The sequence below is a fragment of the Azospirillum sp. RU38E genome, assembly GCF_900188385.1.
Lineage (GTDB): Bacteria > Pseudomonadota > Alphaproteobacteria > Azospirillales > Azospirillaceae > Niveispirillum.
The window spans coordinates 1-10,967 of sequence record NZ_FZOI01000026.1; the positions used below are offsets into that span (position 1 = coordinate 1).

Annotated in this window: 11 protein-coding genes and 1 tRNA gene; 4 read left to right on the forward strand and 8 right to left on the reverse strand. The window is 65.7% G+C overall.

Annotated features, from left to right (window positions below; genetic code table 11):
- Window positions 1-176: 176 nt before the first annotated feature.
- From CHB97_RS23695 to CHB97_RS23705, 3 genes are all read right to left on the reverse strand, one after another.
- Window positions 177-267, reverse strand: a tRNA-Ser gene (locus CHB97_RS23695).
- A 63-nt stretch (window positions 268-330) separates the two neighbouring features.
- Window positions 331-921: a DUF4269 domain-containing protein gene (locus CHB97_RS23700; protein WP_089290500.1), complete on the reverse strand. Its 591-nt coding sequence runs from the start codon at window positions 919-921 to the stop codon at window positions 331-333.
- Window positions 914-1,642, reverse strand: a complete 729-nt coding sequence (locus tag CHB97_RS23705; protein ID WP_089290501.1) for a YggS family pyridoxal phosphate-dependent enzyme — start codon at window positions 1,640-1,642, stop codon at window positions 914-916. Before CHB97_RS23705 ends, CHB97_RS23700 begins: the two co-directional genes overlap by 8 nt.
- A gap of 160 nt (window positions 1,643-1,802) precedes the next feature.
- On the opposite strand from CHB97_RS23705, the gene CHB97_RS23710 reads away from it, so the two are divergent.
- Window positions 1,803-2,885 (forward strand): porin, encoded by a 1,083-nt coding sequence (locus CHB97_RS23710; protein ID WP_160106214.1) that lies wholly within the window; start codon window positions 1,803-1,805, stop codon window positions 2,883-2,885.
- Between the two features lie 19 nt (window positions 2,886-2,904).
- Here the strand turns inward: CHB97_RS23710 and CHB97_RS23715 are convergent, their stop codons facing one another.
- Entirely contained in the window at window positions 2,905-3,270 is a 366-nt protein-coding gene (locus tag CHB97_RS23715; RefSeq protein ID WP_089290503.1) for a helix-turn-helix domain-containing protein, read from the reverse strand.
- 55 nt (window positions 3,271-3,325) lie between these two features.
- Window positions 3,326-3,883: a hypothetical protein gene (locus CHB97_RS23720; RefSeq protein WP_143271165.1), complete on the reverse strand. Its 558-nt coding sequence runs from the start codon at window positions 3,881-3,883 to the stop codon at window positions 3,326-3,328.
- Between the two features lie 165 nt (window positions 3,884-4,048).
- Between CHB97_RS23720 and CHB97_RS23725 the strand changes: the two genes are divergently transcribed.
- Complete coding sequence (locus CHB97_RS23725; protein ID WP_089290505.1) at window positions 4,049-5,299, forward strand: Hsp70 family protein; 1,251 nt, start codon at window positions 4,049-4,051, stop codon at window positions 5,297-5,299.
- A gap of 9 nt (window positions 5,300-5,308) precedes the next feature.
- Here CHB97_RS23725 and CHB97_RS23730 read toward each other — a convergent pair whose 3' ends face one another.
- Both CHB97_RS23730 and CHB97_RS23735 read right to left on the reverse strand, forming a co-directional pair.
- Entirely contained in the window at window positions 5,309-5,602 is a 294-nt protein-coding gene (locus tag CHB97_RS23730) for a hypothetical protein (protein ID WP_143271168.1), read from the reverse strand.
- Window positions 5,603-5,665: 63 nt separating this feature from the next.
- Entirely contained in the window at window positions 5,666-6,436 is a 771-nt protein-coding gene (locus tag CHB97_RS23735) for a class I SAM-dependent methyltransferase (RefSeq protein WP_089290507.1), read from the reverse strand.
- A gap of 97 nt (window positions 6,437-6,533) precedes the next feature.
- Between CHB97_RS23735 and CHB97_RS23740 the strand changes: the two genes are divergently transcribed.
- A complete protein-coding gene (locus tag CHB97_RS23740; RefSeq protein WP_089290508.1) occupies window positions 6,534-7,328 on the forward strand; it encodes a helix-turn-helix transcriptional regulator in 795 nt (264 codons plus the stop codon).
- Between the two features lie 5 nt (window positions 7,329-7,333).
- Here the strand turns inward: CHB97_RS23740 and CHB97_RS23745 are convergent, their stop codons facing one another.
- Window positions 7,334-10,231, reverse strand: a complete 2,898-nt coding sequence (locus CHB97_RS23745) for an ATP-dependent DNA helicase (protein WP_089290509.1) — start codon at window positions 10,229-10,231, stop codon at window positions 7,334-7,336.
- Between the two features lie 330 nt (window positions 10,232-10,561).
- Between CHB97_RS23745 and CHB97_RS23750 the strand changes: the two genes are divergently transcribed.
- On the forward strand, window positions 10,562-10,963 hold the full coding sequence (locus CHB97_RS23750) for a group II truncated hemoglobin (protein WP_089290510.1): 402 nt from the start codon (window positions 10,562-10,564) through the stop codon (window positions 10,961-10,963).
- Window positions 10,964-10,967 lie beyond the last annotated feature (4 nt).

Sequence of the window (10,967 nt, forward strand, 5' to 3'; positions counted from 1 at the left end):
ACAAACCAAACGCCTCATCCGACGCCTCACTGAACTCGGATACAACGTCACCCTCTCCTACGCCAACCCAAACCCCTGAGGCAGTTTCTTTCTAGATTGCAACGTCACCAACTGGCCAGGCCGGTTGGTCACAAACGCAAGAATGTGACGATTTATCAAGGCCCCGTTGGGGAAAATGGCGGAGGGGATGAGATTCGAACTCACGATACGCTTTTGACGTATACCCGCTTTCCAGGCGAGCGCCTTCAACCACTCGGCCACCCCTCCGCACTGGAGCGGCGCGGAACATACTGATCTCCGCCCCCCCACGCAAGCATTCTGTTGCGAAAATCAGAAATTTTTCTTCATGTCGTTTAATTTCAATACCTTAAGCTCCATCTCCGACCGGTTTTCCAGTGTCAGCAGGGCTTGGTACGGGTCGCCGGGCAGGTTGAACAGGGCGGCGAAGGCGGGCTCGGTTTTCAAACCGGTGGCCTTCAGCTCCCGGATCGCCGCTTTTGCTGCCGGGAACAGGGCCAGCAGGCGGGCTTCCACCAACAAATGCCGCCAGCCCATCTGGCGTTCCACCGGCAGGGCCTGGGCGAAGATTTCCACCGGCCAGCCGTCCAGGGTGAAACCCGCCACCAAGGCGGGGCCGTCGATGAAATTCGCCAGCCGGCGGTGATAATCCGGCAGGGTGCCGAACATCCCGTCCAGCCAGTGGATCAGGGCCGCAGGGGCGGGGGCCGCCACCAGAATATCCAGATCAGAACCCGGCCCCTGGATATCCAGCGGCACCGTGCCGGCCAAGACCGCATCCAGCGGGGCCAGCCGGCCCAGCAGGTCGTGGCGGACCAGCACCGCATGGGCGCGGCGCTGGTCTTCGCTGCCTCGGGCCAGATAATCCAGCCGGCGGAAATCGGGCAGGGTGGCGTCAGCCATGCGCCTCTTCGGATTCGGCGGTGTGCTTCACCCGTTCACCGAAGATGGCGGTGCCGACGCGGACATAGGTGGCGCCCAGCCGGGTTGCCAGCTCGTAATCCCCGCTCATCCCCATGGAGATGTCCGGGATATTGTTGCGCCGGGCCAGTTCCGCCAGCAGGGCAAAATGCAGCGATGCTTCCTCATCCACCGGCGGGATGCACATCAGACCGGATATGGTCAGCCCGTGCTGGTCGCGGCATTCTGCCAGGAAGGCGGGCAGTTCCGCCGGGGTGACGCCGGCCTTCTGCGGTTCCTCCCCCGTATTCACCTCCACAAACAGGCGCGGCAGGCGGCCCTGGCGGCGGCCTTCCTCGGCCAGGGCCACCGCCAGCTTGGGCCGGTCCAGGGTTTGGATCACGTCGAACAGGGCGACGGCTTCCTTCACCTTGTTGGTCTGCAGCGGGCCGATCAGGTGCAGTTCGATATCCGCATAACGCTCGCGCAGCGCGGGGAACTTGGCCTTGGCCTCCTGCACCCGGTTTTCACCGAACACGCGCTGGCCGGCGGCCAGGGCCGCTTCCAGCTTTTCCAGCGGCTGCACCTTGGAGACGGCGACCAGCGTGACGGCATCAACCGGGCGGCCGACACTTTCCGCCTGGGCGGCAATGGCGCTGCGGATGGCAGACAGGTTGGCAGCGATATCCTGCTGCATGTCGGGGAGGGCGGAATTCTGGCTCATCTGCTGAAACCTGCTGGTGCCGGATGGGGCGGGCACGGCCGGCCCCCCGCCTTGCGGGGTTGCCAATCCGGCCCGGATACGCCACCTCTGCCATATTCCTGCCGGATCGGCCACCTAGTCCGTGACAACCAAGCCCGTCAAAATCACCGGAAGCAGAACCTTGACCCAGACGACGCTCCGCCGTGCCGCCCGCCTTGTATTGCTCGCTGCCGCCCTGATCGGGGGCTGCCTGCCGGCCGCCGCCGCCGATGGCATCCAGTTCGACTGGCGCGGCGTGGCGGAGGTGACGGGGGTGCGGGCCACCAACGCCCCGCGCGGCAGCGGCGATGGCTGGAACGCCTATGGCGGCTATGCCCTGACCGGTGACGGCACTGTCACCACTGACAGCGGCCTGTCCTATGGGCTTTCCGCCACCATCGGTTCCGGCGATTACGAGAAAAGCCAGGACCGGGTAGGCAATAATGCCGACCTGACGGTCAATGAAGCCTATCTGCATGTCACCTCTGCCTGGGGCAGGATTCGGCTGGGGGATGAGGATGGGGCCGCCAAGCGCGCGGTGGACCTGCTGCCCCTGCTGGCCGGCGGGCAGGTGGATGGGTTCTGGAACCATACGGCGGGCGCGGCCCCCTATTGGAGCCATCTCGGCCGCGACAGCGATGATGCCACGAAAATTCTCTATGAGACGCCACGGGTGATGGGCCTGCGGGCTGGTGTTTCCTATGCCTGGAAGCGCCAGAGCCTGGTGGAGGATATCAAGAAGCCCTCCGCCATCGCGCCCGAGCGCGACCTGTGGGAATTCGGCCTGAATTACCAGGGCGATTGGCGGGCCTTTTCCTATGAGCTGGCGGCCGGCTATGTGCGCGGTGATGCCGGGACCGTCGGCATCCATGATACGGAAAGCCTGAAGCTAGCCGGCCTGCTGCTCTATGGCGGCTTCTCCGCCGGCATCGTCTGGACCGACGATGGCAAGAGCGGCCAGCCTGTCGGCATTTCATCCAGCCGGGGCTATACGCTGACCGGTGGCTATGAAAACGGCCCCTATGGGCTGTCTGTCTGGCGGCAGGCCAGCGAGCGCGGGCAGGTGGAGGATTACGAGGCCTACGGCATAGGCCTGTCCTGGCGCTTTCACAAGCAGACCTCGGTCGGCTTCGATCTGGTGCGCTACGATGCTGACCGGCGACCCGGTTTCGGGGTCAGTGCCAAGGGCTGGACGGGGGCCTTGACCCTGCAGATGCGGATTTAAGGGGCGCCCCTCCCCCCCCTTACCCCTTCTTCTCATGCCGGCGTAGGATGGCCAGCAGGCTGGCCAGCTCATGCGGGGTCAGCAGGTTGATATGGCGGGCCATCAGGTTGGCCGCCAGCGTATGGTCGGGTGACAGGCCGCCGGTATCCACCACCACGCGCGGGTCGCTGATGGCGGCCAGCCGCTCCATCTCCTCCGCCTCATCCCAGATCAGGCCGAAATAGGTGCAGATCTGGCGCAGCAACATGGGCGAGGGCAGGCCCTTGCGCCCATGTTCCAGGGCCGACAGATAGGCGGAACTGATTTCCAGTTCCGCCGCCATCTCTTTCAGGCTGACGCCCTTGCGGGCGCGCAGGCTGCGGATTCGGTCACCAAACGGGGTCATGCGGCCTTGGTCTTGGATGCTGACATCATCAAGCCCAACAGATAGCGTGCACCCGTCAATCCTGCAGCCATTTCGTCATCTGCGGATAGGGGGGCAGTCCGTTTTGCTGTAACAGCGCCATGATACCACAGGGCCCGGTCATGCCCGCCCGTGCCAGATGGGCGATACCGAAATAATTGCCGCTGTCCAGCATAGCGACGAACTGTTGCTGCTGTTCCGGTCCCAAACGGTAGCCACCGGCGAAGAAAATCACCTCAGGCGGCAGGTTCAGGGCCCGCAGCGCGGCATAAGACCAGGCAATTGCCATCATTTCCGTATGCTGCAGGGCCAGACGGGCCAGCGGATCATCCTGCCCTTCCAGCCGTTCGCGCAGGCTTTCTTCCAGGTTATTGCCCAACTGGGCGCGCAGCCGTGCCGGCACAATAGCCATGTGCCCCGCCTCATGCAGCAGATCGCCGGAGACATAGAGGTGATCCGGGTCCACCCGCAGCGCACCATCCATAATGGTGACACCGGGCAGGAACCCCTCTGCCCCGAAGGGAGCGACCTGTACGGGCAAACCGATTTCCCGCAGGAAAGCCACGATCGGATCGAAATATTCAGCCGACAACATATAAGGATAATCCCATGTCACATAGTTATACAACCTTACCGCAAGTACCCGAGGGGCGCCAAGCGAACAGCTTGACGCACGCCCCCCTTATCGCTTAAACACCCCGCCCCCTTTTGCTGGCCACACGGTTGGCCCCCTGCCCTTTTTGCGTCGAAGGTGATGAAGATGACGGCCTGCGGTCTGGATTTCGGCACGTCCAATTCCACCCTTGGCATTGCCGGGCCGGAGGGGGCGCGGATGATCGCGCTGGAGGGCCGGCATGAGACGCTGCCCAGCGCCATCTTCTTTGATTTTGAAACGCATCACCCCGCCTTTGGCCGCGCCGCCATCAATGCCTATGTGGCCGGCGGCGAGGGGCGGTTGATGCGGTCGATTAAATCGGTGCTGGGCACCAGCCTGATTGATGAGGAAACCCTGCTTGGCCGTCGCCGCGTCGGTTTTCGGGAGGTGATCGGCCTGGTGATCCGGCACATAAAGGCCACGGCAGAGGCCGCCACCGGCGTGGAACTGACCCGCGTGGTGCATGGCCGCCCGGTGCATTTCGTGGATGGCGATGCTGCCGCCGATGCGCGGGCCGAGGATGCGCTGGCCGATATTGCGCGGGCCAGCGGCTTCAGCGATGTCAGCTTCCAGTATGAACCCATCGCCGCTGCGCTTGCCTATGAGGCGCAGGTGACGCGCGAAGAGATTGCCCTGATCGCCGATATTGGCGGCGGTACATCGGACTTTTCCATTGTGCGCATCGGCCCGGACCATGCCGCCAAGCCCGACCGGGCCGGCGATATTCTGGCCAATGAGGGGTTGCGCATCGGCGGTACGGATTTCGACCGGCTGCTGTCGCTGGAGGCGGTGATGCCGCATCTGGGCTACCGCTCCCCCCTGCTGCGCGACGGGCTGTTGACACCCAACCATCTGTTCGTCGACCTGGCCACCTGGGCCAAGATCAACTTCCTCTACACACCCGGCGTGCTGGCCGATGTGCGCCGGCTGATGCGGGAGGCCCGTCAGCCGGACTTGCTGGAACGGCTGGCCATTGTGCTGGAACAGCATCTGGGCCACGCCCTGGCCATGCGGGTGGAGGAAGGCAAGATCGCCCTGTCCGATCACGAGCGGGTGGAGATTGATCTGGCCCTGGTGGAAGCCGGATTGAAGGCCCCCACCACGCGCGACCGGCTGGGCGTGGCCGTGGCTGATCCGGTGCAGCGGCTGGCCGCCCAGACGCGCGAATGCCTGACCCAGGCGGGCTTGCGGGCCGATCAGGTGGATGCCGTGTTCCTGACCGGCGGTTCCACCCTGTTGCCCGCCGTGCGCGGGGCCATCACCGGGGCCATGCCGGGAGCCCGCATTGTGGAAGGTGACAAGTTCGGCGCCGTCGGCCTGGGGCTGACGATTGAGGCGAAGCGGCGCTATGGTTAAACGAAATAGTTAAACGGACACATCCAGCCGGTTGCCCCGCGCTTGCGGGCGGCTGCCGTTGGTTTGGCTTTCCACCGTCTGCGCCTCGCTGTCGAAGGCGCGGCCCAGGAAGGTGCCGTCGGTATTTTCCCGCCCCTTGTCTGCCTGCGCCACAGCGGCGGCGGCGCGGCGGGTCTGGGTTTCCGTCGGCCGCGCCACCTTCTGCGCCGCCACGGCAGCCGAGGCCAGCGCCGCATTCTGATGCGGCGAGGTCGGGGGCGCCTGGGTGGCCAGGACCGGCGGTGGTTGCGGCGGAATGATCATGAAAATATTCAGCCGCCGCTTGCCGCCCCCTGTCAAGCCCCGATGGAAACCGCCTTTCAGCCCTCAGGGTGCATCGGCCAGGATGAACATCGTATCGATGGTGAAACTATCATCCGGTTCGATGGCGAAATGGTCCCTCACCTCTGCCGGGGCATGGGACAGCAGCGAACGCAGGGCCGGGATATGGGCGGCCGGCGTGCCGATCCGTTCCACCCAGCTGGTGAATTCAAGCCGCAGGCGGAATGATTGCGGGGCCTGCGGCTGAAAACCGGCCCGGCGCAGCAGGGCCTGCCATTCTTCCAGGCTGTAATCGCGCACATGGCTGGGATCGCGCAGCATTTCCAGCGTCTGCAGATGCGTATCCAGCAGCGGGTTGGCCGGGGCGAAGACATCCATCACAATGGCCCGCCCGCCCGGCCGCACCACCCGGCGCATTTCCGCCAGGGCCGCCGGTACATCGCGCCAGTGATGGGCGCTGTAGCGGGTGGCCACCACATCGAAACCGGCATCGGCAAAGGGCAGCAGCTCCGCCGGGCCCTGACGGGTGCCGATATTGCTCAACCCGCGTTCCGCCGCCGCCTTTTCCACCGCCGCCAGCATGGCGGTGGAGAGATCATAGGCCACCACCTGCCCCACCAGCGGGGCAGCATGGAAGCTGAGATGGCCGCCACCGCAGCCCAAATCCAGCAGGCCTTCCGCCCCTTTGGCCTGCAACGCCGCCACCAGGGCGGCAAGGTCGGGGCCGCCGGCATGAACGGCGGATTTCACATAGGCATCGGCCCGGTTGCCGAATGTTTCGGCCACCATGGACTGGTGTTGCGGGGTGCTGGACATGGCGGCGGGCTCCATCAAGGATCGGGGGTGATGGGGGCAGGTTACGCCCATTTTATCCGGGTACAAGAAGAGCAATTATCCTGGTATAATTGTCACCATGAGCGTGACGAGCCCCGAATTGCAGCGCCGGATGCTGGGTGATTTCCTGCGCAACTGCCGCACCCGCCTGGAACCCGCCGCCGTGGGCCTGCCCATCGGCGGACGCCGCCGCACGCGCGGCCTGCGGCGGGAGGAGGTGGCCCTGCTGGCGGGCATCAGCGCCACCTGGTTCACCTGGCTGGAACAGGGGCGGGAGGTGGCGGCCAGCCCGCACGCGCTGGCCCGGCTAGCCGATGCGCTGCGCCTGTCGCGCGCCGAACGCGCCTATCTGTTCCAGCTGGCCGGGCGGCATGATCCGCAGGCGGGCCAGGGGGCGGACCCGGCGCTGGCCATGCTGGCCCTGTTGCGCCAGACGGTGCAGGCGCTTTCCGTGCCCGCCTATGCCATGGATCATCGCTATACGATGCTGGCCTGGAATGGAGCGGCAGAAGCCTTGTTCACCGGCTGGCTGGACCAGCCCAGCCCCCACAATATGCTGCGCTTTTTGTTCCTGGACCCGGCCGCCCGCACCCTGGTGGTGGATTGGCGCCACCGCACCCGCCGGGTGCTGGCCGAACTGCGCGCCGATTACAGCCGGCATCTGGAAGATCAGGCGCTGATCGACCTGCTGGCCGAACTGCGCGCCGGCAGTGCCACCTTCGCTGAGGGCTGGCGCGACCAGACGGTGCTGGACCGCGAAGGTGGCGAGCGCCGCTTCAACCACCCAACCCAGGGGCCGCTGACCTTTCAGCAACTGACCTTCGCGCTGGATGCCGCCCCTGACCATCGGCTGGTGGTGCTGCACCCGGTTTAAGCCCCTTACGCCCCCGGCAGCCTTACCCCCTGCACCAACCCAACCCGTTCCGGGTGCAGGAATTCCCGCGTCTGGCGCACAGCCTCTGCCAAGCCAACCCGTTGAATCTCCACGCCCTCCGGGAAGGCACCGGCCAGCCTTGTCGGCATCATCGGGTCCAGCAGCACGAAGACGCCGACATCATTGGCCCGGCGCACCAGCCGGCCAAAGGCTTGGCGCAGCCGTAACCTTGTGATCATGTCATCAAAGCCGCGCCGTCCCTGCACCTTGTCGAAATAATTACGCCGCGCCTTGTGCAGGATATCGGGCCGGGGCCAGGGCACCCGGTCGAACACGATCAGGCGCAAGCTGCGGCCCGGCACATCCACCCCGTCGCGCACCGCATCGGTGCCCAGCAGGCAGGCATCTTCCTCACCCCGGAAAATATCCACCAGGGTGGGCACATCCATGCCGTCCAGATGCTGGGCCAGCAGCGGGATGCCCGCTTCCTCCAGCGGTTCGGCGATACGTTCATGCACGCCGCGCAGCCGCTGGATGGCGGTGAACAGGCCCAACCCGCCGCCGCCCGCCGCCAGGAACAATTCCCGGTAAGCGGCGGCCACCTGGCCCAGATCATCCTTGCGCACGTCATTCACCACCAGCACCCGCGTCTGGCCGGCATAATCAAACGGGCTGGGCACTGCGGCGCGCAAGGGCAGGGCGCCCATATGGTTGGCCCCGGTGCGCACCGAGGCCGCCTGCCAATCCTGCTCCACATTGCCGGTGCCATCGGTCAGGGTGGCGCTGGTCAGCACCAGCCCATGGGCCACCGCCCCCACCGTATCGGCGAAGGGAATGGTCGGGTCGATCCAGTGGCGATACATGCCGGTATCGAAATCCCGCCCCTCCACCCGCTCAATGCCGAACCAGTCGACATATTTGCGCGGTGCCTCCTCCTTCAGGCTTTGCAGCATCAGCCGCCAGCCATTCACCTCATTCTGGGCGCGGCGCTTCAGCGCGCGGGAGATGCTGTCCATGCGGCGGCGGGTTTCGCTGTCCAGCTCGTCCGATTCCTCCTCCAGCATCTCCCGCAGCCGGTCGGAGAGTTTTTCCAGCGGCATGGCCAGCTTGGCCAGGGCCACATCCAGTTCCAGGGCCGTTTCCAGCAGCGTATCGACCACCGGACGACAGTCGGTTTCCAGGCTATAGGGATTGTCCACCCCTTGTGCGCGGGCCAGCACTTGGCCCCGCACCTGGGACAGGAACTGTTCCAGCACGCCCTTCGGCTCCCCGCCATGGATGCGCTGCGGCCAGGCATCGCCCGGCAGCACCTGGGCGGCCTGCTGGATTTCCTGCAATAATTCCAAGGATGTCTGGTCGCCGCCGACCAGATCTTCCACCCGGCGGCGCAGGCCCCTTGCCCGGCTGCGGCCCGACACCTCCGCCCCCAGCAGCCAGCGCCGCAGTTCCGAGGTTTCTGTCGCCGTCAGATGGCCGGCAAAGGCATTGTCGGCAGCATCAAACACATGATGCCCCTCATCAAACACATAGCGGGTGGGCACATAGGCATCATCCCCACCGCCCAGCGCCGCCTGCACCATCACCAGGGCATGGTTGGCGACCACAATGTCGGCCTTGCGGGCCCGGCGCACGCTTTTTTCAATGAAACAGCGGGTATAATGGGCGCAGGCATTATAGACGCATTCGCCCCGCCGGTCGGCCAGCCCCATGGTGCGGCCCTTGCCCAGGATATCCACCAGCCAGCCGGGGAAATCCCCGCCCGCCATATCGCCATCGCGCGTCGCCGCCGCCCAGCGCGCCATCAGCCCCATGGATGTGGCATAGGCGGGCTGGGTATGGGCGATGTTGGTCGCCTCCTCCAGGTTCAACAGGCAGAGGTAATTTTCCCGCCCCTTGCGCACCACCACTTTGCGCGCCTTGATCACCGGGTCCGGGTGCAGCCGGTCCAGTTCCTTGTCGATCTGGTGCTGAAGCTGGCGGGTATAGGTTGAAATCCACACCGGCCCGCTGTTCTTTTCCGCCCACAGGGTGGCGGGGGCCAGATAGCCCAGCGTCTTGCCCACGCCCGTGCCGGCCTCTGCCAGCACCAGATTGGGCACGCCCTGTTCATCACGCGGGGTGAAGGCGGATGTCACGGCACTGGCATAATCGGCCTGCTGCGGGCGCGGTTCGGAGGCGGCACCACTGGCAACCAGTTCAGCCAGCCGCCGCCGCGCCTCACCCGGCTCCACCGGGATATGGCCGGGCGGCGGCTCCGGCGCTTCGGCCTGCCATTCCTTCAACCCGTTCCACACCATCAGGCCGCGCCGCGCCCGGTCATTCCCTGGCCCGTGCGGCAGGCCCAGCGCGGCCATCACCGATGGTGCCCAGGTCCAGCCGGCCTGCCCCATGAACCAGCCGATGCCGGCGGCATCGGACCTTTCCCGCAACTGTTTGCGTTTTTCGCCCTCGGGTTCCGGCCGGTTATTTTCCGCCAGCTCCCCCAGCAGGATGCGGGCGCTGTCGATCAGCGACAGGGCCTCAGCCTCCGCATCCGGTGGCACCGCTTGGCCCGTGGCTTCCGCCAGTCCTTTGGGCGTGGGCAGGCAGAACCGGGCCGGGCGGACAAAGGCGAACAGTTCCAGCAGGTCGAACGCATCGGCCATCCGGTCCGCCCGCAGCCGCCGCGCCACGGCGCGGCCATGGGCCAGGATGACGCTGTTATGTTTCAGCCGATACGCCGCCTCATCATGGGGGATCAGTTCCACCTCGCCATCCGGCGTCACCCAGGTGACACCGCGCGCCCCCACCACAATGGCCGGCGCATCGGGCAGCAACAGGCGCGGCGGTGCCGTGCGCACCGCTGCCGCTGGGGCCTGTTCACGCCGGCCCGTGCCGGGAAAGGGAACGATGCGATCATCCATGGGGATGGATTATAGGCAAGCCGGCGGCGGATGCATCAACAAAACAGGAACATGGGGGAAAGCTCACGCGGACTATGCCTGCGCCTTGTCCAGCCAGCCCGACATGGCGCGCAGCGTCTGTTTATAGATCGGCACGAGAAGGTTGGTCAGCGACATCGGAGCGCCTTTCAGGGGGGGGAAGGACGCCATGATGATGGTTTTCCAAGGCCGCCGCCATTGCGGCGTGCTACGGCCCAGGCGGGCAATGGCGTGTCTATCGGGCTGGCCCCGCCGCGCGGCGGCTGCTATGCAAGCCGCACCCCACCCAGCCGATGACCGGGATATGAAGGCATGAGCAGCGAGAGCGACGGCGCCGTCAGCATTTTTGACCATATTGGCGGGCAGCTGGTGGTCGACCGGCTGGTCGATTGTTTTTACGACCTGATGGACACGCTGCCAGAGGCGCGGGAATTGCGCGCCATCCATGCCGCCGATCTGACGGAGACGCGGCGGGTGCTGAAGCTTTATCTGGCGCAATGGATGGGCGGACCGGGGGATTATTCGGCCGAACGCGGCCATCCCCGGCTGCGCGCCCGCCATATGGGCTTCCGGGTCAACCTGTCCGACCGCGATGCCTGGCTTTTATGCATGAAGCGCGCGCTGGACCAGACGGTGCCGGATGAAAAGGCCCGGCTGGTCATCCTGCGCGCGCTGGCCCCGCTGGCCGACTGGATGCGCAATGTGGAGGAATAATCCC